Below are 22,666 nucleotides of genomic sequence, written 5' to 3' on the forward strand. Positions count from 1 at the left end.
AGAGCCACCAGCCGAAACGGATCCATTGGCTCGGCTAGGCCCCCGGAGCTCTATGTGCCCCGGTATCCCAGTGCTCCTGTTCAAACCCGGGGGGGCGACGTCTCACGCTCCGGATGCCGATGCAACGCCAGCGATTCGATGAACGCAGCCACGGACAGATCCTGCAACGTGCCGACTATCAGTCCGCCATCCCCTGGTTCGCTGGCGATGCCCGCAGCCTCGAGCAATCCGGCCCCCTCTCCCGCCGCCAACAGCGTCTTCCCATGGCGATAGCTGTCGCGCACGAATTCCAATGCCCGGCCATCCGCCTGCCAGCGTTCCAGCGCCGCCGCTCCCGGTGGAATAACAGCGCCATCGAACAGTCCCGACGGCTGATTGTCCAACGAAGCGTCTGCATCCAGGGAGGCCCCCTCGCTAGTAGGTACCGGCCCAATGCGCTGGCCGACCAGCCGTACCACGACCCCAGCCTGCATCAACGCATCAGCCACGGCGAATACCGCAGCGCCGTCTACCCCCTCGGCCACCAGAATGGCCACCTTGCGCGTAGCGACTCCCCCCTGTCCGGGTCGTGCCGTCAGAGACAAGGAAGGCGACACCTTGACCTCCGGACGAGGCACGCGCGAAAGCGCTCGCGGCATCGGGTCGGGCAGCGCCATGCCCAGCAAGTCCGAGACCGCCTGCGCCAGTTCGTCTGACACATTGCGCAACGACGCCACCATGCGGTGACGGATGGCGGCCACGGTGACCTTGCTGAGTTCGAATGCGAAAGCGTTGACAAGATGCCGTTGCTCCCAATCCGTCTGGCTGTTGTAGAACAGCGCCGCCTGGTTGTAGTGCTCGGCAAACCGTTCAGGATGCCCACGCAATTCATCTCCTGCCACCGGTTCCGGAAACGACACAAAGCCGTCCATGCCGGCCTGGAACGGACAGCCGCCAGCCAACGAGTTCGGTTCATAGGCCACGCGCCCGCGATGAACCGCTTGCCGGTGCATGCCGTCACGCTGGTTGTTGTGTACCTGGGCCAGCGGCGCATTGATCGGAATCTCGTGGAAATTCGGCCCGCCCAGCCGCGAGATCTGCGTGTCCACATAGGAATGGATGCGCCCGGCCAATAGCGGGTCATTGGTGAAATCTATGCCCGGCACGACGTGCGCGGCGCAGAATGCCACTTGCTCGGTCTCCGCAAAAAAATTGTCCGGATTGCGATCCAGCACCATGCGGCCGATAGGCTGCACCGGCACCAGTTCCTCAGGAACGATCTTGGTGGCGTCGAGCACATCGAAGCTGAAGCCCTCGGCCTCTTCCTCTGTGAATATCTGCACACCCAATTCCCACTCCGGGCCATGGCCGGCATCAATCGCCTCCCACAAGTCGCGGCGGTGGAAATCTGGATCCGCGCCCGAGATCTTCACCGCTTCATCCCATACTTGGGAATGCGTGCCCAGCACCGGGTTCCAGTGAAATTTCACCAACCGGCTATCCCCCTGCGCGTTGACAAAGCGGAACGTGTGCACGCCGAAGCCTTGCATCATCCGATAGCTGCGCGGGATGGCGCGATCCGACATCAGCCACATCAGCATATGGGTCGATTCCGGCATGAGCGATACAAAATCCCAGAACGTATCGTGCGCCGACGCCGCCTGAGGCATGCCGTGGTGAGGTTCCGGCTTGACCGCGTGGACCAGGTCCGGGAACTTCATGGCGTCCTGAATGAAGAAAATCGGCATGTTGTTACCGACCAGGTCCCAATTGCCTTCGTCTGTATAGAATTTGACCGCAAACCCGCGCACGTCGCGTGCGGTGTCCTTTGATCCCCGTTCTCCGGCCACGGTCGAAAACCGCACGAATACCGGCGTGCGCTTGCCCTTTTCTGCGAATAGGGACGCGCGCGTCAATTGCTCCAACGGCGCATAGCATTCGAAGTAGCCATGCGCCGCGGATCCCCGCGCGTGCACAATCCGCTCGGGGATGCGCTCATGATCAAAATGCGTAATTTTTTCACGCAGAATGAAGTCCTTGAGCAAGGCCGGGCCCCGCAGGCCTGCCTTGAGCGAATGCTGGTTGTCGCTGACGGGCACCCCTTGATTGGTGGTCAATGCCTGCCCTTGACCATCGGCACGTACCCGTTCCAATCGTCCATCGACCACATTCACGCCGGGTTCGGCTGCCGATCCGGTCTTGGCGCCCTGCTGATCTTCCGATAACGAACTCGCGCCCGCCGAGGGGTTGGACAGCGCCGCCTGCGCACCGCGATACGGACAGCGCGCGCCCTCCTCGCCGTACTCGCTGGCCTTATTGGCAGGGTGCGGCATCGCCTGGGCGGCGCCGGCCACCGCCGCTGCGCGCGCCATGGCCGGTTGGCTGGATTTCTTGGGAGGCGGAGCGGCCGGCCCGCTATCTGTATTGGCAAAGGCAGTATCGACAGCCCCCTTCACCTTCGCCTTGGCGGTTTTCTTATCTCGCATGAACGTCTCCTTATCCTCAGTCACATCGTTGACCTCGGCCCATCTGGCCAAGCGGAGAGACGGTCAGCAAACGCCGTACCCGGGCAGGGTCCGCGCATGTCGCCGCAGCGCGCTCGAACGCACCGGCAAGCCCTGTTTCCTCGTCATTTCGGCCGTGGTGCGCGGATGCCTCGTTGGGCCGACTGCAATTCTCCCCCCCGCACCTTTGGCAGGACATTCAGCAAGGCCCGGGCGACATTGCGCACTTCTTCCTGCACAGCCGCATCGCCGTCCAGTTCATCGTGGCTGGTGGCGTAGGGCCGGTAGTAGCCGATGTAGCGATCCAGCCGCGACGCCGCCCCGGCGTCGACCAGCCCCATCCAATCCAGCCAGTCGCTCAACGCGCGCCGCTGGCCTTCAATGCCAGCCACATCACCATGCACCACGACCCCATAGGCGCGGCCGGCCAGGTGCTTGGGGTAGTCCCACCCGGCAAGTTCCACCTGCTTGGCCTTCTGGGGATCTTTGCCGCCGGTCAAGGTGGGATCGGAGTTGCCGCCGTCGGCGCACACCAGCCGGTCGATCATCAGCTTCAAGGGACTGGGCGATTGATACCAATACACGGGCGTCACCAGGATTGCGCCATGGGCCGCGACCCATTGTTCGTAGATCCCGGCCATGGCGTCATTTTCCTGCCCCAGCGAATGATTGGGATAGCAACTGCATGGCCAATGGCACAGAGGCATCGCCGTCGAAACACAGCCTTTGCACGGATGGATCTGGTACTGATATTCGGATACCAGCCGACTGAGATCCAGCACATCGGCTTGCACGCTGGCACGTTGCAGTTCATCCAGGATGATGTGTGCCAAACGCCAACTCTTGGAGATTTCGCCGGGACAGGTACCGTCGTTGCGCGCCGAGCCGATGATCACCAGAACTCGGGACGGCGTGCCCGGATCCTGTTGCACTTGCGCGGCGCGCGCCAGCCGGTCACGAGTTTCCTTCCACTCCACGGACAGGTTGTAGTCGGGGTCAACATAGTCAGGCCCCGCCTTCACGGTGATCGGAGCCTTCCGGCCCTGCTCGTAGGCCTCCCAGGCAATGGCCTCCAGGCGCGTCAACGCCTCGGACTCGGTTTGAAAAGCCGGATCATAGAATCGGCGCATGAAGCGTTCACGAAAAGTTTCGCGGGCCAGTTGGCCCGTATATTGGCCCTTGCGCACCTTTGGATCGATATCGGTCATTGCGGTCTCCTGCTGCGTGCGCGCCGGAGCCGGTGCCTTCTGGCGCGCTTCGTACAGGCTGCCGCCAGTGCCAGAAGCCTGTCTTCATCCAGGCGCTCGACGTCGACCAAGCCCTCATCGGCCCCCTTGAGCGCGATCAGCAATTCGTCCAGTTTCAGGTGCAGCGCCTCGCTATCCTTGTTCTGGGTCTGTTGGATCAGGAATACCATCAGGAACGTCACGATCGTCGTGCCGGTATTGATCACCAATTGCCAATTCTCGGAATAGCCGAAAGCTGGACCGGAGACGCCCCAAACGACCACTGCGATCAATGCAAGCCCGAACGCGATGGGCGAGCCCGCCCATTTCGTCACGTGCGCGGCAAAATGGTCAAAAAACCGCGCCAAGGGATGTTCGCGGGGAACGCTTTTTTCATCGGCGGCTGCCCGCTTTGAGGTCGGCTTGCGCCTTGATCTGCGCTTGCTCGTCATGGCGTTCCTTCTGTCCGGTGGGGCATGACGGTCAGCAAGTTTCATACCCGCCGCTTTGCTCCGAAACCCAGCCATGCGTGATAGCCTCGCTGGAGTCCCCGCTTGCCGATTCCAGATGAAATACATTTTGCAGTCTGAGAAATCCCTGCTTCTGGCGTGCGCCATCGCTTTCACAGGGTATGCCGTAGACAGCCGCCTGGCGGACTACGGCCGGTTCGCCGGCCTGCTGGAAACGGCCATCATGATCGCAGCCATCCTGGCCGCTTCACTAAGCGTCGCCCGCCATGCCGAGCGCATCGCCCAAAAGCTGGGCGACCCGTACGGCAGCATGGTCCTGACGCTATCGGCAGTCCTGGTGGAAGTGATCGTATTGGCTATCGTTTCTGCCAAGAACGGCTCGCCGACGCTGGTGCGCGACAGCATCTATTCGGCCGTCATGCTCGACATTAACGGCATCCTTGGCGTTGCCGCGCTGATTGGCGGATTCAAGCATGGTGAGCAGGCTTACAACGATGATTCCGCTCGCACCTACAGCGTGATGATTCTGACTGCCGTGACGATCTCCATGATCATTCCCGAATTCGTCCCCCAGGACGACTGGCGCGCATTCAGTTCCTTCACCATCGTGGCAATGCTGTTGCTCTACAGCGTCTTCCTGCGCATGCAGACGGGCCCACACAGCTACTTTTTCAGCTATAGCTATCCCGACAAGAAAACGCGCGGCGCCGTCGCCACACCCGGTGCTTCAAGCGCGCGCTACTCGGCTACCATCATCGCGTGCGGCATCATCGCGGTCGGTTTTCTTGCCGAACTCATGTCCCATTCCCTGGATCGCAGCCTGACGGGCGCCAATGTGCCTCCTGGCTTGATCGCCCTGATCGTGGCTGGCATCTCTGCCGCACCGGAAATGCTGACAGCACTCCGCGCGGCCCTGGCCAATCGAATGCAGGCGGTCGTCAACATCGCCCTGGGCGCCTCGCTGTCCACGGTGATCCTCACCGTACCCGCCATGGAGGCCATGGCGCTGATTTCCGGAAAGCGCATTGATCTGGCCCTGACGCCGCTACAGACGCTGATGATGGCGGCAACGCTGCTGGTGGCCGCGATAAACCTGAACGACGGCCAGACCAATGCGATAGAAGGCATGACGCACTTCATACTATTCGGGACATTCCTGATGCTATTGACCCTGGGCCTGTAGACCCGGCATACGCCGACATTCCGCTTGCTGCGGATTTCTGCGGTCAGAGGTGTGCCGGATCGTCGCCTGGAGGGTTGTCCAGCCGTAGCCGCGTCACCCGGCCGGCCAGGCGAGCATGGCGGCATCGATGATCATGTTGAGCTTTTCCACGGAGGCCTCGTCACGGGCCTGGATCGAGAGTCCTTCGAGAACGGTGGTGTAGAAGGCGGCAAGCTGATCGACATCCGCGGAAGCAGGTAGGTCGCCTTCTACAATGCCTTGCGCAAGGCGGTTTCTCAACATCGTTTCTCCATCGGATCGGTTGGCGGCAAGAAACGCACGCACGCTCTCGTTTTCGGGAGCGCCAAGCAAGGAAGACAACACGATCATGCAACCGCGCGGCCCTGCTTCGACGGCATAGGCCCGCGCGTTTGATCGCAGCATTTTCTCGACGGCCTCACGGGAGGTCTTGGCCTCGCCAAGGCTCTGCGAGGTCGCTCGTCCCTCAGTGCGGTCGTAGAGCGCGACCGCCTCCCGAAAGATCTCCTCCTTGCAACCAAAGGTCGAATACAGGCTTGGCTTGTTGACTCCCATGGCGTCGACCAGATCCTGCATCGACGTGCCTTCGTAGCCTTGCGTCCAGAAGGTTCGCATGGCGGCAAGCAAAGCCGTATCTCGATCGAATGCCCGCGGGCGCCCGATTTTCAAGGCCGCGACGGGTTTTGTTTTGCTACCGGCACTCACGGCATCCTCACTTGTATTTGACCCCGATTGCACAAATGTCGACCCACGGCCCAAGCGTGGGCCACGCTACGCCGTGAAGCCGCCATCGATAGCGAGCGATGCCCCCGTGATGAATTGGCTTTCCGCGCCCGCGAGGTATCCGACAGCCGCTGCGATTTCATCGGGTTCGGCATAGCGCTTGATCGCCATGAGCGCCAACTCAGCAGAAACCGTCGGACCATCGGCAGGATTCATATCGGTGTTGGTCGATCCCGGATCGACCACGTTGACCGTGATGGCACGCTTGCCCACTTCGCGCGCGAGCCCCTTGGTGAACCCGATGAGCGCGGACTTGCTCATCGCATACAGCGTTACCCCGCCATAAGGCACTCGCTCTGCAAAGCAGGAGCCGATAGAGATAATGCGCCCACCGGAAACCATGTAGGCAAGCGCGGCTTGCGAGGCCACGAAGACCGCCCCGGCGTGGATCGCCAGCGTGTCGCTGATCTCTTCGAGCGTGACGTTCTCGATGGGCCCCGCGGGGAATACACCGGCGCTATTGACCAAGATATCCAGCCCGCCCAGCTCGCCGGCAGTTCGTTCCACCGCCGCGCGGACGGCCGCCGGATCACGGCTATCCGCCTTGATGGCCAAGAGCTTGGCGCCGGTGGCGCCCAGTTCATGCACGAGGTCCATCGCCGCCTGATCCGACTTGGCGTAGGTGAAGGCAACATCCGCCCCTCTTTGCGCGAAGCGCCGAACGATGGCGGCGCCGATGCCGCGCGTACCCCCTGTGACGAGCGCTACCTTGCCTTTGAATTCCATGTCGACGGCTCCTTTTATACCGATCGGTTAAAAAATATTATGCGGCCTGGAAATTCATGTCAAGGATTGTGAAAGGAGCACATTAAAGCGGGGGCACAGCGGACGGCGGGCGACGGCGCAAGGAAATCACATGGGGGTGTCAGGTACCTGCTACTCCGGTTGGATGCCCGCCTGCTTGACCTTGTCTCCCCAGACTTTTTCCTGCTGTGCCACGAACGGCCCGAAGGCCGAGGCCGGCGCGGGCGTGGGCTCGGCACCCATCTGCGTCAGTTTCTGCTTGATCTCGTTGGATGAGACGATTCGATAGAGCTCGTCGGCCAGCCGCTTGGCGATGGGTTCGGGCAGCTTGGCCGGCCCGAAGATGCCGACCCACGCGGCCAGGTCGAAGCCCGGCTGCCCCAGCGCCTCGGACACGCTCGGCAGGTTGGGCGCCAACGCGCTGCGCTTTTCCGTCGAGACGGCCAGCGCCTTGAGCGAGCCCGCCTGAATCTGCGCGGCGGCGGACGCCAGGTCCACGAACATGAAGGTTGCACGCCCGCCGATGATGTCCGTCATGGCCTGCGGCGTGCTCTTGTATGGAATGGCCGCCGCGCCGAGCCCCGTCATCTTGTCGAACGAAGCGGCCGAGATCTGCCCGGTGCTATTGCCATAGGCATAGTTCAGGCTGCTCGGGTTGGCGCGGCCGTAGGCAAGCAGGTCTTGGACGTTCTGGATGGGCAGCTTGGCGCTGACGACCAGCACGAACGGAAAATTGCACACCTGTACCAATGGCGTGAAGTCCTTGACCGGGTTGTAGCGCAGGTTTTTATACAGGTATGGGTTGGACGAATGGGTGGTGTTGGTCGCCAGCATGATGGTGTAGCCATCGGGCTGAGCGCGGGCGACGAGGTCGGCTGCCACTTGCCCTGAGGCGCCGGGCCGGTTTTCAACGATGACGACCTGGCCGAGTGCCGCCTGCAATCGTTCGCCGATCAGGCGCGCGACGATGTCGCTCGCGCTGCCGGCGCCAAACGCCGTGACCAGTTTCACCGGCTGCGACGGATAATCCGCCGCGCGCGCGGGGCCCGCCAATCCCACAACCAGCGCTGCTGCCGCGCATAGCGGCGTCAAGATGGAACGCAACATGTCTCTCTCCTTGGTGTGGCGCCGCCCTTGTGCCGGACGGTCGCGGATAGGCCTGCCAGGCCTGTCGTGATGGATGCCGGAACCGCCGTCAGCCGCCCGCCGGGACGCTCGCCAGAATGCGCATGGCCTGTTTCAGGTGTGGCCGGTCCAGCATTTCTCCGTCCAGCTGCAAGGTGCCCGTGCCCGGCGCGTCTTCGAAGGCCTGCACGATACGCCGCGCCCGCGCCACGTCGGCGGGATCAGGCGTGAAGGCCTGGTTGATGATCCCGACTTGATCCGGGTGGATGGCGATCTTGCCGGTGAACCCCGCGCGGCGCGCTCGCGTGCTGTCCTGCTGCAAGCCATCGCCATCGCGGAAGTTTCCCCAAATGGTGTCGATGGCGGGCACGCCTGCCGCGTGCGCACCCAACAGGCACAATGACCGCGCCAGTTGATAAGTGAAGTCATATTCGCCGTCTTCACGGCGGTTGCTGGCCGCGCCCAGCACGGCGGCCAGGTCCTCGGCACCCCAGGTCAGGCCGCGCAGCCGTGCGCTGCAATCGGCATAGCTGCCCAGATTGAACATCGCGCCGGCGGTTTCTGTGGCCACCGGCATGATGCCGATGGCGCCAACCGGCAAGCCTTCGCGCGCCTCCAACGCGGTCAGGTAGTGATCCAGCACGACGATGTCGCGCGCACCCTGCCCCTTGGGTAACAGGATGGCGTCGGGCGCCGCGCGCACGACCGCCGCCAGATCGTCCAGCGCCAATCCCGAATCCAGCGGGTTGATGCGCACCCACAGCTGCGGCCCGCTGGCCGGGCGCGCGGCCAGGTATTCCCGCACCATGACGCGCGCGGTCGGCAGGCGCGCAACGTCCACCGCGTCCTCCAGATCCAGAATCAGCGCGTCGGCGCCGCTGCCCGGTGCCTTGGCCAGCTTTCTTTCGCTGTCCCCGGGTACGAACAACATCGATCTCAATGCCATGTCTTGCTCCTCAACGTCCTTGAAAATGGGGCGGCCGGCGCTGCGCGAACGCCTCGGTGCCTTCGGCGACATCCTGCGAGTCCTGCAACAGCCGCAGGAACAGTTGTTCAAGCCGCAGTCCGGTCGCCAGGTCGGCGTCGCGGCTGCGCAGCGCCAATTCCTTGGCGGCCTGCACGGCCAGCGGCGCATTGGCGGCCAGGCGGCGGGCATACGCCATTGCCGCGGGCAGCAGTTCGTCTTGCGGCACCACGCGGTTGACCAGCCCCCAGCGCAGCGCCGCATCCGCATCGAATGCATCGCCCAGCAGCAGCATTTCCATGGCGATGGCGTGCGGCAGTTGCTGCGCCACGCGCTGCGTGCCGCCGTTGGCGGGAAAGACGCCGCGCTGCACTTCCGTCAGCCCGAACGTGGCCGTGGGCACGCACACGCGCAGGTCGGTCGCCAGCAAAAGGGTCATGCCGCCGCCAAGGCAATGACCATTGACGGCGGCCACCACGGGCTTCCAAACCTCCAGCCCCCGGTTGAGCAATTGACCCTGCTGGGTGTGCATCAGCGCGGCCAGGCTGGGCGGTGCGCCGACAAAGGACTTCAGGTCGGCGCCCGCGCAGAAGGCGCGGTCTCCCGCCCCGGTGATGACCGCGACGCGGATGGCGTCGTCGTCCCGCACGCGGCGCCACGCCTGCGACAGGGCGTCGTAATGCGCGTGGTCCAACGCATTGCTTTTCTCGGGGCGGTTGATGGTGATCAGCGCCACCCCGTCGGCTTCATGAAAATCGATGGCCATGTCAGTTGGACTCCCCGGCGACGGCCTTGGGCTGGCGTGCCTGTAGATGATGCGCGATGGTGGCTTCGTCATAGCCCAGCTCGGCCAGCACCTGGCGCGTGTGTTGGCCCACCGTGGGTGGCGGCGACGAAGGAATGGGCCGCTGGCCGTCGAATCGCAGCGGTTGCGATACCACGTTCAATTCGCCGTGCGCCGATTCCGCAAAGCGGTAAATCATGTCGCTGGCTGCCATGTGGTCGTGCGCCAGCACCTCGCCCACGCCCTGGATCGGTGCGCAGGGTATGCCGGCGCGCGACAGCCTTTCCATCCAGCCATCGCGGCTGTCTTCGCGCAGGATGGCAGCGACGCGCTCCAGAACCTCGGGGCGATGATGCACGCGGTCGGCATTGGTGGCGTAGCGTGGATCGTCGGCCAGTTCCGGCTGGCCGGCCTCGTTGCAGAAAGTACGCCACAGTGTGTCGTTGGCCACGCCCAGCAACAGCGGCCGGTCATTGGCCTGGAACACCTGGTACGGACACAACGATTCGTGCGCCGAGCCCCAGCGGCGCGGCTCGGTGCCGCGCTCCCAGTAGCTCTGCATGACGTAGCTCATGAAACCGACCGAGGTGTCAAAGAGCGAGGCCTCGACCTTGCAGCCCTTGCCGGTGCGCAGGCGCCGCACCACCGCGGCCAGGATGCCGGTGGCCGCGTGCATGCCGGTGGCCTGGTCGATGGGGGAAATCGGGCTGCGGATCGCAGGCCCGTCTTCTTCGCCAGTGATCGACATCATGCCGCAGAAGGCTTGCAGAATGACGTCGTAGCCCTTGCCCCGATTCAGCGGCCCCTTGCTGCCAAAACCTGAAATACTGCAATAGACCACATCGGGCCGCAGCGCGGCGGCAGCGGCGTAGTCGATGCCCAACCGCGTCGCCACGCCCGGGCCGAAGCTTTCCACGACGATGTCGGCCGTGGCGATGAGGCGCTGCGCGGCCTCACGCCCTTCGGCGGACTTCAGGTCCAGCGCCACGCTGCGCTTATTACGGTTGACGCTCAGGAACACCGTGCCGTCTTGCTGCCGGAACGGCGGCCAGCGCCGCGTGTCGTCGCCCTGCACCGGCTCCACCTTGATGACCTCGGCGCCCATGTCGCCCAGGTACTGCGTGCATAGCGGCCCGGCCAGCACCTTTGAAAAATCCACCACCCGCAACCCTTGTAAGGCATCCATCGCGCCGATCTCCTCTATGGGCACGCGCCGCGTTGCTCAGAAGGCAACGTTGGCGCCGCCCTTGGTTTGAATCATGGCCCGCGCCTCGTCAGGCGTGGCAATCTCGAACGACAGCTCTTCCAGGATGCGGCGGATCTTGGCGACCTGCTCGGCATTGGAGGTGGCCAGCTTGCCTCGGCCCGCATACAGGCTGTCTTCCAGCCCCACCCTGACATTGCCGCCCAGCAGCGCGCTGGCGGTGACGAACGGCAGTTGGTGGCGGCCGGCGGCCAGCACCGACAGGTAGTAGTCCTGGCCAAATAACCGGTCGGCAATGGTGCGCATGTGCAAGAGGTTGTCGTGGTCGGCGCCGATGCCGCCCAGGATGCCGAAGATGCACTGCAAGAAAAACGGCGGTTTGGCCAGTCCACGGTCAACGAAGTGCGCCAGGTTGTACAGGTGGCCGACGTCGTAGCATTCGAATTCAAAGCGCGTGCCCACGTCCGAGAGCTCGCGCAGGCCGCGGTCGATCTGCGCAAAGGTGTTGGACAGGATGAAGTCGCGCGTCATCTCCAGATAGGGCTTTTCCCAATCGAACTTGAACTCGCTGATGCGTTCGCCCGCACCGGCGATGTTGAAGTTCAGCGACCCCATGTTCATCGAGGCCACTTCCGGCTGCGCCCACTTGGCCGGCGCCAGCCGCTGGTCCAGCGACATGCCCAGGCCGCCGCCCGTCGTGATGTTCAGAATGGCGTTGCTGCGTGCCTTGATCTCGGGCAGAAACTGCGCGAAGAGCTTGGGGTCCTGATCCGGGCGGCCGGTTTCGGGATCGCGCGCATGCAGGTGCAGCATGGCCGCGCCCGCGTCGGCCGCGGCCACCGCGTCGTCGGCGATCTGCTTGGGCGTGATGGGCAGATAAGGCGACATCGACGGGGTGTGGATCGAACCCGTGACGGCGCACGTGATGATGACTTTCGGGGATTTGCGCATGCCTGCCTCCTAGTGAGTCGGGTCGTGGCGCCCCGGGTCTTTCTGCCGGGACGCCGATACACAAGGCCGGCTAATACGACTTGGGCAGGCCCAGCACTTTTTCAGCGATGTAGCAAAGAATCAGTTGCGGCGACACGGGCGCGATGCGCGGCAACATGGCCTCGCGGAAGTAGCGCTCGACGTGGTACTCCTTGGCGTAGCCCATGCCGCCGTGCGTCAGCACCGCGGTCTCGCAAGCCCGGAAACCCGCTTCGGCGCAGAAGAATTTGGCCGCGTTGGCCTCGGCGCCGCACGGCATGCCCTGGTCGTACATCCACGCGGCGCGGCGGTACAGCAGTTCAGCCGCCTCCAGTTCCACCCAGCGTTCGGCCAGCGGATGCTGCACGCCCTGGTTCTGGCCGATGGGCCGATCAAAGACGACACGTTCGCCCGCGTAGGCCGCCGCACGGCGCAGCCCCGCGCGGCCCAGGCCGGTGGCCTCGGCGGCCAGCAATACGCGCTCGGGGTTCAGCCCGTGCAGGATGTACGAAAAGCCCTGCCCCTCTTCACCAATGCGATCCTCGACCGGCACCTCCAGCCCGTCGATGAACAGCTCGTTGGAGTCCACGGCCTTGCGGCCCAGCTTCTCGATCTCGCGTACGCTCACGCGGCTGCGATCCAGGTCGGTATAGAACAGGCTCAGCCCCTGCGTCGGGCCGGTCACCTCGCCCAATGGCGTGGTGCGCGCCAACAGCAGGATCTTCTTGGCGACTTGAGCCGTCGAGATCCAGATCTTCTGCCCGTTGACCACATAGCGGTCGCCGTGCCGCACGGCCTGCGTGCGCAGCTTCAGCGTGTTCAAACCCGTGTTTGGCTCGGTCACGCCAAAGCAGGCCTTGTGTTCGCCGCTGATGATCGGTGGCAGCCAGCGCGCCCGCTGTGCGTCGCTGCCATGCACCACAACCGGATGCAGCCCGAACACATTCATATGGATGGCTGACGCGCCCGCCATGCCCGCGCCAGACGCGGCCACCGCCTCCATCATCAGCGCGGCTTCCAGGATGCCAAGCCCCGCGCCGCCGTACTCGGTGGGCATCGCCACGCCCAGCCACCCGGCGTCTGCCATGGCCCGGTAGAAGTCCTCGGGAAACCCGCCCTCTTTGTCCTTGCGGGTCCAGTAGTCATCGTCAAACCCCGCGCACAGGTCCTGCACGGCGCGGCGGATGGCGGTCTGCTCTTCAGTCAGCGCGAAATCCATGGGCAACCTTATCGAGTAGGAAATTCAGCCATGCCTGCACGGCCCGCGCGCTCAGCCGGCCTGGGTGGCGGGTTGGCGCAGCATCAACGCAACGCGGCGGCAGCTGGCTACCAGTTCGTCGCGCTGGTTGTAGGCACGGTGGTCGAACACGACGATGCCGTTCTGCGGACGCGAACGGCTTTCGCGCAGCTCCAGTACCTGCGATTCCACGTGCAGCGTGTCGCCGGCAAAGACAGGGTTCGGAAAGCGCACTTCATCCCAGCCCAGATTGCCCACGGTGGTGCCCAGGGTGGTGTCGCCCACCGAGATGCCCACCATCAGGCCCAGCGTGAAGGCACTATTGACCAGGGGACGGCCGAACTCGGTTGTCTTGGCATATTCCGCATCCAGATGGATGGCCGCGGGATTCAGTGTCATGGTGGTGAACAGGACGTTATCGGTCTCGGTGACCGTACGCCGCACGTCGTGCGTAAAGCGTTGCCCGACTTGGAATTGCTCGAAATACAACCCGGCCATCGTCGTCTCCTGTTGCGCATGCGGGATGATTCCCGTCTGGCGCCTGGACATTCATTCACGTTGCGATAAACTGAACGCTAACATACTGTATGCATCCATACTATATTAGGAACAACCCCAAGGAGACACCCCATGCAAGGTCGACAACAGGTCAATCGGCAGGTCGTACTGAAGGAGCGCCCGATGGGCATTCCCCAGGCCTCGCACTTCGCGTTGCGCGAGGCCGCCATCCCCGAACCCAAGGATGGCGAGATCCTGGTCCGCAATCTGTATCTGTCGGTCGACCCGGCCATGCGCGGCTGGGTCAATGCCGCCGCCAACTACTCCGCCCCGGTCGCGATCGGTGAAGTCATGCGCGCTTTTTCCGCGGGCCGCGTCATCGCCTCGCGGCACCCGGACTACGCCGAAGGCGACCTCGTCATGGGCTTGCTGGGCTGGCAGGACTACGCCGTCTCCGACGGCCACGACATCCGCCGCAAAGTCCGTGAAATCGATCTGCCCCTGTCGCTATCGCTGGGCGTCCTGGGCCTGAACGGCGTCACCGCCTACTTCGCGCTGAACGCCTGCGGCGAGCCCAAACCCGGCAACACCGTTGTGGTATCGACAGCGGCGGGCGCGGTGGGATCAGTGGCCGGACAGTTGGCCCGCCACCAGGGCTGCCGCGCGGTCGGCATTGCGGGTGGCGAGGACAAGACGCGGCTGTGCGTCGAAGAGTTCGGCTACGACGCCGCCTTGGACTACCATTCGCCCCAGATGGCGGACGCCCTGGCCGCCGCCTGCCCCGAGGGCGTGGACGTGTACTTCGACAACACGTCCGGTCGCATCAGCGACACGGTCATCCCGCTGATCAACCGCCATGCCCGCATCGTCGTCTGCGGCACGGCATCGGTCGCCAGCTGGGACCCGTGGCCCACCGGCCCGCGCATCGAACGCCATCTGCTGAACAAGGCGGCGCGCATGCAGGGGTTTCTGGTGTGGGACTACGAGCACCGATACGAGGAAGCCATCGGCGTGCTGGCGCCTTTGGTGCGGCAAGGCAAACTGCGTTATCGCGAAGAGATCCTGGATGGCATCGAAGCCGCGCCGGGATCAATCGCCGACCTGTACCAGGGCAAGAACATGGGCAAGCGGCTTATTCGGCTGGAGGATGTGTGAATGACAACAAAGACGGCGGCAGGAAACGAGAACTGGGACCAGCGGCTGGGCTTTCTGATGCACGACGTCTCGCGCCTGCGCCGCAAGGTGTTCGACGAAGTCATGAAGCCCGAGGGCATCACGCGGTCACAATGGTGGGTCATGGCGCACCTGTCGCGCCATGACGGCATGTCGCAAAGCGAGTTGGCCGACGTGCTGGACCTGGGCCGCGCCGCACTCGGCGGCCTGGTGGATCGGCTGGAGTCACTAGGCTTCGTGCGCCGCGGCGCCGACGGCCAGGACCGCCGCACCAAGCTTGTCCTGCTGACGCCCGAGGGCCGCGCCATGATTGACCGCATGCGCGTCAAGAGCGACGTCATGAGCGAAGCGATCCTGCAAGGGCTCAGCGTCGAACAGCGCCATCAACTTGCCGACATGCTGGGGTTGGTCAAGCGCAATCTGCTGGCGTTCGGCACAACTCAGGATGACGGCGGTCAGCCAGTAACCGTCACTCGAGATCTGTTCCAAGAGCGTTGACGACATAGGCCTATTAGTGAAAGTATTAAATTTGTTTGCAATTTCCAGGCGGAATTCCGATATAAAGAGGTGGTTTACTCACGTCTAAAGCAAGGCACGGCCCGCCCTGCCCGCCCATTAAGGATTCCGCTATGACCCAACTTCAAATCAACGGCCAGGCGAAGGACGTCGACGTCCCGGGCGAAACGCCCTTGCTCTGGACCCTGAGAGACGAGCTCGGCATGACCGGCACCAAGTTTGGATGTGGCATGGCATTGTGCGGCGCCTGTACCGTGCATATGGACGGCGCGCCAATCCGTTCCTGCGTAACCCCCCTCTCAGCTGCGGCAGGCCACAGCATCACCACTATCGAAGGGATAGAGTCAGATGCTGTCGGCCGGGCGGTGCAGCAAGCCTGGATAGAGCAAAATGTTGCTCAATGCGGCTACTGCCAGGCAGGCCAGATCATGACCGCAGTCAGCCTGCTCAAAACCGCTCCCCAGCCTACTGACCAAGATATCGAAGACGCCATGAGCGGCAATATCTGCCGCTGCGGTACCTACCCCCGCATCCGCGCCGCCATCCAGCAAGCGGCCAAGCGCCTGGCCCAGGGAGACAAGCAATGACGCTCACCGCTCAACTTTCCCGACGTGGCTTTCTACAGGGCAGCCTGGGCGCGCTTACGCTGGCGATCACATCCAAGGGGTTCATCACGACAGTCTGGGCGGCGGAGGCCGCCGCTCAGAAGTATGGCGCCGACAGCATGCCCGGCGGCACCGTCGACGACCCGCTGATTTTCGTCAGCATCGCCCCGGACGGCACCGTTACCATCGTTGCGCATCGAGCAGAAATGGGCACAGGAGTCCGCACCAGCCTGCCCATGGTGGTCGCCGACGAGATGGAAGCGCGCTGGGACCGCGTAAAGGTCATCCAGGCGCAGGCCGATGAAGTGCGCTATGGGAACCAGAATGTGGATGGTTCGCGAAGCGTGCGCCACTTCCTGATGCCCATGCGGCGCGTCGGAGCGGCGGCCCGGCAGATGCTGGAGGCAGCAGCCGCGGCGCGGTGGTCCGTTCCGCTTGCCGAAGTCAAGGCGGTTCAGCATGAGGTGCTGCACCCGCCGTCCGGGCGCCGTTTGGCATACGGCGAGCTTGCCGCCGACGCGGCGCGGCAGCCCGTTCCCACCGGCGATGCGCTCAAACTCAAGGACCGCAGTGAGTTCCGCTACATCGGAAAAGACCAGGTCCGGCTCGTAGACCTGGAAGCCATCGGGAAAGGCCAGGCGAGCTACGGCATGGATATGCGCCTGCCCGGCATGGTCTATGCCGTCGTGGCACGCCCGCCTGTCGTCGGAGGCAAGCTGCGTCGCTTCGACAGCACTCGGGCGCTGGCCGTTCCCGGGGTGCTGAAGGTCGTGGAAATCCCCCCGATGCAAGGCGCTCCGGCATTCCAGCCCTTAGGCGGCGTCGCGGTCGTCGCGCGTAACACCTGGGCCGCCCGGCAGGGCCGCGATGCGCTGGAAATCGAATGGGACGACGGACCTAACGGCGGCTACGACTCGGCCGCCTATCACCAGGCGCTGGAGTCGGCTGCACGTGAATCCGGCAAGGCGATACGCAATCAAGGCGACGTGGCACAAGTCTGGGCGAAAGCTCCCGAAACCGAGCGCCTGGCCGCTGAATACTATGTACCCCATCTGGCCCACGCTTCGATGGAACCGCCGGTAGCCACCGTCCAGATAAAAGGCGGCAACGCCGAAGTCTGGACCTCTATTCAGAACCCCATCGCCGCGCGAGATGCGGTGGCGGCCCGACTGAAGCTGGACCCCGCCAAGGTCAAGGTAAATGTCCTGCTGCTGGGGGGAGGGTTTGGCCGCAAGTCCAAGCCCGACTTCGTGGACGAGGCCGCCATTGTCGCCCACGCCATGCCCGAAGGCACGCCGGTCAAGCTGGTGTGGACGCGCGAAGACGACATTCACCATGATTATCTGCACACCGTGTCGGTCGAGCGCTTGGAGGCCGTCCTGGACAAGAACGGACAAGTCCAATCATGGCTGCACCGCAGCGCCGCTCCCACCATCGCCTCTCTCTTCTCCGAGGGAGCCAAGGGCCAGCAGATGTTCGAGTCGGCAATGTCGGCCATCAACATGCCGTACCGCATTCCGAACGTCCGGGTGGAAACTGCCGAAGTAGAGGCCCATGCCCGCATCGGATGGTTCCGCTCGGTCGCCAACATCCCTCATGCCTTCGCGGCGCAATGCTTCATTGCCGAATTGGCCGAGCGCGCGGGCAAGGATCCCAAGGATTTCGCGCTTGACCTTATCGGTCCGGCGCGTCAAATCGATCCGGGCACGTTGGCCGACACCTGGAATTACTCGGAATCGCCCGAACGCTACCCTTACGACACGGGCCGCCTGCGCGGCGTGATCGAAGCCGCGTGCAAAGGAGCCGAATGGGGCCGGACACTGCCCAAGGGCCATGGCCTTGGCCTGGCATTCTGCTATAGCTTCATGAGCTACACAGCCACCGTGGTCGAGGTGGCCGTAGACGAGAAGGGCGAGGTACGCATCGTTGCTGTCGACATGGCGATGGACTGCGGCCCGCAGATCAACCCCGAACGCATTCGCGCGCAAATGGAAGGCGGCGCCATCATGGGCCTGAGCCTTGCGCTCACCAGCGAAATCACCTTCGAGAAAGGCCGCGTGAAGCAAAGCAATTTCCATGATTACGAAGTGCTGCGCCACAATGCGTCGCCGCGAGTGATCCGAACGCATCTGGTCAACGACGATCACGCTCTGCCCCCCGGCGGCGTGGGCGAACCGCCGGTTCCGCCCGTGGCGCCTGCGCTATGCAATGCCATATTCGCCGCAACCGGAAAGCGGATTCGCAATCTGCCCGTGCGCAGAGTCGCCTGACGGCACGCACATGGAACCACCTACCGTCAGCGTGGAAACTGTCGACGTTCGTGTATTGCGAGAAGCCCGGTCGTGGCATGCCGAGGGGCACCGGCTGCTGCTGGCTACGGTCGTCAAGACCTGGGGATCTTCTCCGCGCCCTGTCGGCTCCATGATGGCGCTGCGTGAGGACGGGCGCTGCGTCGGGTCCGTATCCGGCGGCTGCATCGAAGACGATCTGGTTCACCGATACACCCGCGCCTATGGCGACGGCGCCATTGCGCAAAGCACTCCCGAACTGGTGCGCTATGGGATTACAACCGACGAAGCGCACCGGTTCGGCCTGCCTTGCGGCGGCACGCTGGAGCTCCTGCTGGAGTTTCAACCGGATTTCGAAACGCTTGACGCCCTGGTACGGCGGCTTGAATCTGGGCAACTCATCCGGCGCAGCATCTGCGTAGCCACGGGTGCGGTGACATTGACCCCTGCTTTGGCGCCAGAGGCGGTGCAGTTCGATGGCGTGACGTTCTCCTGCACCCTGGGGCCGCAGTACCGAATGCTGCTCATCGGCGCCGGCGTATTGGCGGAATACCTGGCCACCATGGCCCTGTTCAATGACTTTTCAGTGACGGTGTGCGACCCGCGGATTGAACACCAGGGCAACTGGTCCGTGCCGGGCGTACATATCACCCGTGACATGCCTGATGATGCCGTGCTCGCCCTTGAGCCCGACACGCGCACCTGCATCGTCGCCCTTAGCCACGATCCCAAGCTGGACGATCTTGCGCTCTTGGAAGCGCTTCACAGCCCCGCCTTCTACGTAGGCGCCATCGGCTCGCGCCGCAACACAAATAGCCGCAGGGAGCGCTTCATTGAGCACTTTGGCGAAACCGCCACCTCTCTGGAGCGATTACATGCGCCGGTCGGCATCTATATTGGCAGCCGGACCCCAGCCGAGATCGCTGTAAGCATCATGGCAGAGATCCTCGCGATCAAGAACGGGGTTGCTCTACCGGCCGCGCTCTCCGTCGAACAGGCAAAACGCCAGCAGACAACCTCCGTCGCCTGATACATGATCCGGTCGCCATTCTTCGGGATCGGGACGGCCATCACGCTGCTGACGGTTGGAGCTGTCGCGGCGCTTCACGCCCGCGATGCCTTGATTCGGCGATCACAGGTAGCGCTGGACAATCTTACGGAACCGGCGGACGGCTCCGCCGCGGCTCCGAGAATGTAATGCATCCACTCCCTTGCAATGTGCTCGCTGCCAATGACCAACTCGTCCCTACCGGTCATTCTCAGTAATTCCGGCGCACAATCACGCGGGTGCCAACTTTCTGAGATCATCATGCAAGCCATCATTGCCGCCTTGACCTGTGCCGTGTTCGTCGTGCTGTCGCTATGGCACATCTATTGGGCCCTGGGCGGTCGCGTGGCCTACCTGATCGCCTTGCCTGTTAAAGACGGAAAGCCCCTGTTTCGGCCGTCTGCTCTGGGGACATTCGTGGTGGGTTTGGCATTGATGGCGTTTGCCGGGCTCGTTGCGGTCAACGCGGGCTTACTGAGCACACTTGGCGCGCCGACCTGGCTACGCTGGGTTGGCGCTGTGCTGGCGCTGGCTCTGCTGGGGCGGGCCATTGGTGACTTCCGCTACGTGGGATTGTTCAAGCGATTTGGCGGCGAGCCCTTCGCCCGGCTGGACACGCGCGTGTTTTCACCACTGTGCCTGCTGCTGGCCGCCGGCGTGGCGGCCACTGTCTGGCAGGGATGAGAGAGTAACGGGTCAGCGGCGCTCGGCCACAAACAGACGTTCAGTTTCGTGGCAAACTTTGATAATAAATACCTCGCATCGGAAACTATGACGCTGTCGTTTTCCCTTAAATATTTCTCGGCGCAGGCCATGCGCTGGACATTCCTCCCGTTAGCCCTTCTGGCCAGTGTCGGCTGCGGCGCGAACGACGGCAATACTGCGGCCGGGGTTCGTGCTCCTGCCAACGCATCCGCGCCACCGCTGCGCAAGCTGAACCCCGCGCCGACACAGGCCTATGAGATACGACTGACACTTTCCAATGCGTCGGATCTCTCAAGCGCAGCCGACGGCAAATCGCCGTTTACGGTAGTAGAGGGCACTTTGCAGTTCGACGCCAGCAACGGCGCCCGCTGTGGAAAATCCAACGCCCTGTCCGGCCACGTGCCGACATTGTCCAGCCACGAACCGTTCCGCCTTTCCCGTATATCCGCTACCGAGTACGTGGGCACCGTGTATGCCGACCTGCTGCTCAATGAGGACTATTACGGGCGCGGGGTATGCCATTGGGCATTGACGGAGGCCCGCGTCGCTTTGCAAGCGCGGGCGGACATCGCCGATACGCGATTCGTAGCCGGGCTGCCTGCGAAAAAAGCGTTCGCGGGCGATACACAGGCGCGCTATTTCTGGAAAGGGTATTACCCCCGCTTCGGGCAGGGGCAACATACCGATTATGGAAGGGAACAACTCGACGCCGTACCGGCCGACAAACGTAGCGAGTTCTTCACCATGACACTCACGGCCAGGAAGATCGCTGGCGACGTTCAACGCAAGTGAATGCAGAACGGAGGGAACTGGTCCCGTTTTCAGGGCGGCCCGGGCACTGGCGGCCCCCCGCTTTCAATGATTGGTCCTTGCCCTGAACCCAGGGCGCTAGCCTGTGCTCCTCGATGGCTCCGAGCCGCAGGGCGCCTGGGTTTCTGATACATTGACGCCCAAAATAAATAAATGCGAGCACTTCGCGGCCAGATTTGCGTCGGGGAAGTTATCGGCACGTGGAGAGCTCTTCCGATGGCGTGCCCGTCAAAAAGCACCCATCTCTCAACGATGGAACCTTGGGATAACAGTCAAAATGAGAAAATTAGCACTGCTTGTCGTCTTGTCATCACTACTCGCGGGATGTACCTCTGGACAGATGAACATGCTGATGGGCACTCGGAACAAAACCTACAACGACGTCAATGCACCTTGGGTCGGCAGCACGGAAGAGCAATTGATTTCCAAGTGGGGACCGCCCAAAAAGAGCTATACGCTTGAAAGCGGCGCAAAAATCATTTCGTACGAAGAGATCTGGGGCCCAGTCTCCGCATACCACGTATGCATAGAGAAATTCATGATCGAAAAGGGTGTCGTGACCAAATGGGGGATTTCGGATTGCCCAAAACGCATTTCGGGCACGCTACCGAAAGACACCCCTACTCCACAACCGACCCTGTAGGGCGAGCGTCCCGAAACTATTCGGAACACAGCTGGAAGCCGGGGTTCCTGACAGACACGCAACTGCCGAACGGCCGCTTCGGGTCGAGAGCCGGCGTCCGCATGGGTCAACTCCCGGCCAGAGGCGGTCGTTCAATAAGCTTCCGGGGTCGACGGCTTCAGGCTACAGTCGCTCGTTGAGATCGATCGATGAAGGATTGGTTATGCCCGACGTAGGCCCGCTTAGCAATGACACCGCGTTGTACAGAACGTTGTTGGAGTCGACCAAGGCAATTCCGTGGAAGATCGATTGGGCCACCATGAAATTCGCCTATATCGGCCCCCAGATTGAGGCGCTGCTGGGCTGGAGCACTGATAGTTGGGTGAGCGTGGAGGACTGGGCCATGCGCATGCATCCCGAGGACCGCGAATATGTGGCGAATTTCTGCGTCACCCAATCGCAGGCCGGCGTCGACCACGAGGCGGACTACCGGGCGCTGACCAAGGACAACGGCTACGTGTGGATTCGCGACGTGGTGCACGTAGTGCGCAATGACAAAGGCGAAACCGAAGCACTGATCGGCTTCATGTTTGACATCACCGAACGCAAGAAGACCGAGGAAAAGCTGCTGAGCTTGCAAAAAGAGTTGGAAGTGCTGTCCTTCAAGGATGGCTTGACGAATATTGCCAACCGGCGTCGCTTTGATAGTAGTTTCGAATTGGAATGGGACCGTGCGCAGAGCGAAGGCCAACCCCTGTCCATATTGTTGCTCGACGTCGATTTTTTCAAGCAATACAACGATTTGTATGGCCACACTCAGGGTGACAAGTGCTTGGTGGATATCGCTCAGACGCTGAGTCTGGCACTGGATGGCCCTCGCGATCTTGTTGCGCGCTACGGTGGTGAAGAGTTTGTCGTGCTGCTGCCCGAAGCCGATGCCGAAGTGGCGCTGAAAGTCGCTGAACGCTGCCAACGATTGCTCCAGAAGAAGTCCATCGTGCATGCGCTGTCGCCGCATGGCAGGCAAATCACTGTCAGCATAGGAGCGGGCACCGTGATGCCAGATGGGCAGATAGCGCGTGCTGGCTTCATCAAAGCCGTGGATCAGCAGCTCTATGCGGCCAAGAACAACGGGCGCCACCGCATAGAGCATGTGCAGTTGGAAGATAGGGCCCTTCCAAGTTGACCTGGGGCTCTCCAATCCCGAAGGC

General features: G+C 62.9%; 22 protein-coding genes. 10 read left to right on the forward strand and 12 right to left on the reverse strand.

What is annotated here, in order from left to right; genetic code table 11:
- Window positions 1-80 precede the first annotated feature (80 nt).
- The 3 genes from HV753_RS03225 to HV753_RS03235 form a co-directional block, all read right to left on the reverse strand.
- Complete coding sequence (locus HV753_RS03225) at window positions 81-2,465, reverse strand: catalase (RefSeq protein ID WP_175172968.1); 2,385 nt, start codon at window positions 2,463-2,465, stop codon at window positions 81-83.
- A gap of 143 nt (window positions 2,466-2,608) precedes the next feature.
- Complete coding sequence (locus HV753_RS03230) at window positions 2,609-3,691, reverse strand: flavodoxin family protein (protein WP_175172969.1); 1,083 nt, start codon at window positions 3,689-3,691, stop codon at window positions 2,609-2,611.
- Window positions 3,688-4,161 carry a low affinity iron permease family protein gene (locus tag HV753_RS03235; protein ID WP_175172970.1) on the reverse strand — a complete coding sequence of 158 codons (474 nt, stop codon included), beginning with the start codon at window positions 4,159-4,161 and terminating at the stop codon, window positions 3,688-3,690. The genes HV753_RS03230 and HV753_RS03235 overlap by 4 nt, the downstream gene beginning before the upstream one ends.
- A 115-nt stretch (window positions 4,162-4,276) precedes the next feature.
- On the opposite strand from HV753_RS03235, the gene HV753_RS03240 reads away from it, so the two are divergent.
- Window positions 4,277-5,362 (forward strand): calcium:cation antiporter, encoded by a 1,086-nt coding sequence (locus HV753_RS03240; RefSeq protein ID WP_175172971.1) that lies wholly within the window; start codon window positions 4,277-4,279, stop codon window positions 5,360-5,362.
- A gap of 93 nt (window positions 5,363-5,455) precedes the next feature.
- On the opposite strand, the gene HV753_RS03245 is transcribed toward HV753_RS03240, so the two are convergent.
- The 9 genes from HV753_RS03245 to HV753_RS03285 all read right to left on the reverse strand — a co-directional run bounded on the left by HV753_RS03245 (window position 5,456) and on the right by HV753_RS03285 (window position 13,688).
- On the reverse strand, window positions 5,456-6,085 hold the full coding sequence (locus tag HV753_RS03245; RefSeq protein ID WP_246288134.1) for a TetR/AcrR family transcriptional regulator: 630 nt from the start codon (window positions 6,083-6,085) through the stop codon (window positions 5,456-5,458).
- 66 nt (window positions 6,086-6,151) lie between these two features.
- Window positions 6,152-6,889: an SDR family oxidoreductase gene (locus HV753_RS03250; protein WP_175172972.1), complete on the reverse strand. Its 738-nt coding sequence runs from the start codon at window positions 6,887-6,889 to the stop codon at window positions 6,152-6,154.
- 150 nt (window positions 6,890-7,039) lie between these two features.
- The gene (locus HV753_RS03255; RefSeq protein WP_175172973.1) at window positions 7,040-8,014 is read right to left on the reverse strand and encodes a Bug family tripartite tricarboxylate transporter substrate binding protein; all 975 of its coding nucleotides are present in this window, start codon (window positions 8,012-8,014) and stop codon (window positions 7,040-7,042) included.
- A gap of 88 nt (window positions 8,015-8,102) precedes the next feature.
- On the reverse strand, window positions 8,103-8,978 hold the full coding sequence (locus tag HV753_RS03260; protein WP_175172974.1) for an HpcH/HpaI aldolase/citrate lyase family protein: 876 nt from the start codon (window positions 8,976-8,978) through the stop codon (window positions 8,103-8,105).
- A 10-nt stretch (window positions 8,979-8,988) separates the two neighbouring features.
- A complete protein-coding gene (locus HV753_RS03265) occupies window positions 8,989-9,762 on the reverse strand; it encodes an enoyl-CoA hydratase/isomerase family protein (protein WP_175172975.1) in 774 nt (257 codons plus the stop codon).
- 1 nt (window position 9,763) lies between these two features.
- Window positions 9,764-10,966: a CaiB/BaiF CoA transferase family protein gene (locus tag HV753_RS03270; protein ID WP_175172976.1), complete on the reverse strand. Its 1,203-nt coding sequence runs from the start codon at window positions 10,964-10,966 to the stop codon at window positions 9,764-9,766.
- 36 nt (window positions 10,967-11,002) lie between these two features.
- Complete coding sequence (gene kce / locus HV753_RS03275; protein ID WP_175172977.1) at window positions 11,003-11,935, reverse strand: 3,5-dioxohexanoate:acetyl-CoA acetone transferase; 933 nt, start codon at window positions 11,933-11,935, stop codon at window positions 11,003-11,005.
- A gap of 70 nt (window positions 11,936-12,005) precedes the next feature.
- Window positions 12,006-13,172, reverse strand: a complete 1,167-nt coding sequence (locus HV753_RS03280) for an acyl-CoA dehydrogenase family protein (protein WP_175172978.1) — start codon at window positions 13,170-13,172, stop codon at window positions 12,006-12,008.
- Window positions 13,173-13,223: 51 nt separating this feature from the next.
- Window positions 13,224-13,688, reverse strand: a complete 465-nt coding sequence (locus HV753_RS03285; RefSeq protein ID WP_175172979.1) for a MaoC family dehydratase — start codon at window positions 13,686-13,688, stop codon at window positions 13,224-13,226.
- A 132-nt stretch (window positions 13,689-13,820) separates the two neighbouring features.
- On the opposite strand from HV753_RS03285, the gene HV753_RS03290 reads away from it, so the two are divergent.
- The 9 genes from HV753_RS03290 to HV753_RS03330 all read left to right on the forward strand — a co-directional run bounded on the left by HV753_RS03290 (window position 13,821) and on the right by HV753_RS03330 (window position 22,641).
- The gene (locus HV753_RS03290; RefSeq protein ID WP_175172980.1) at window positions 13,821-14,843 is read left to right on the forward strand and encodes an NADP-dependent oxidoreductase; all 1,023 of its coding nucleotides are present in this window, start codon (window positions 13,821-13,823) and stop codon (window positions 14,841-14,843) included.
- Window positions 14,844-15,359, forward strand: a complete 516-nt coding sequence (locus HV753_RS03295) for a MarR family winged helix-turn-helix transcriptional regulator (RefSeq protein WP_175172981.1) — start codon at window positions 14,844-14,846, stop codon at window positions 15,357-15,359.
- A gap of 131 nt (window positions 15,360-15,490) precedes the next feature.
- On the forward strand, window positions 15,491-15,964 hold the full coding sequence (locus HV753_RS03300; protein WP_175172982.1) for a (2Fe-2S)-binding protein: 474 nt from the start codon (window positions 15,491-15,493) through the stop codon (window positions 15,962-15,964).
- Window positions 15,961-18,252 (forward strand): xanthine dehydrogenase family protein molybdopterin-binding subunit, encoded by a 2,292-nt coding sequence (locus tag HV753_RS03305; RefSeq protein ID WP_175172983.1) that lies wholly within the window; start codon window positions 15,961-15,963, stop codon window positions 18,250-18,252. Before HV753_RS03300 ends, HV753_RS03305 begins: the two co-directional genes overlap by 4 nt.
- Before the next feature lie 31 nt (window positions 18,253-18,283).
- Window positions 18,284-19,300, forward strand: coding sequence for an XdhC family protein (locus tag HV753_RS03310; RefSeq protein ID WP_175173658.1), 1,017 nt, complete (start codon window positions 18,284-18,286; stop codon window positions 19,298-19,300).
- 279 nt (window positions 19,301-19,579) lie between these two features.
- Complete coding sequence (locus HV753_RS03315) at window positions 19,580-20,002, forward strand: DUF3995 domain-containing protein (RefSeq protein WP_175172984.1); 423 nt, start codon at window positions 19,580-19,582, stop codon at window positions 20,000-20,002.
- An 87-nt stretch (window positions 20,003-20,089) separates the two neighbouring features.
- Window positions 20,090-20,815, forward strand: coding sequence for a hypothetical protein (locus tag HV753_RS03320; RefSeq protein ID WP_246288135.1), 726 nt, complete (start codon window positions 20,090-20,092; stop codon window positions 20,813-20,815).
- 364 nt (window positions 20,816-21,179) lie between these two features.
- Window positions 21,180-21,476: a hypothetical protein gene (locus HV753_RS03325; protein ID WP_246288136.1), complete on the forward strand. Its 297-nt coding sequence runs from the start codon at window positions 21,180-21,182 to the stop codon at window positions 21,474-21,476.
- A gap of 202 nt (window positions 21,477-21,678) precedes the next feature.
- Window positions 21,679-22,641 carry a sensor domain-containing diguanylate cyclase gene (locus tag HV753_RS03330; RefSeq protein ID WP_175172986.1) on the forward strand — a complete coding sequence of 321 codons (963 nt, stop codon included), beginning with the start codon at window positions 21,679-21,681 and terminating at the stop codon, window positions 22,639-22,641.
- Window positions 22,642-22,666: the final 25 nt, after the last annotated feature.

Origin of the sequence: Achromobacter pestifer, from assembly GCF_902859625.1 — a bacterium.
GTDB lineage: Bacteria > Pseudomonadota > Gammaproteobacteria > Burkholderiales > Burkholderiaceae_B > Achromobacter > Achromobacter pestifer.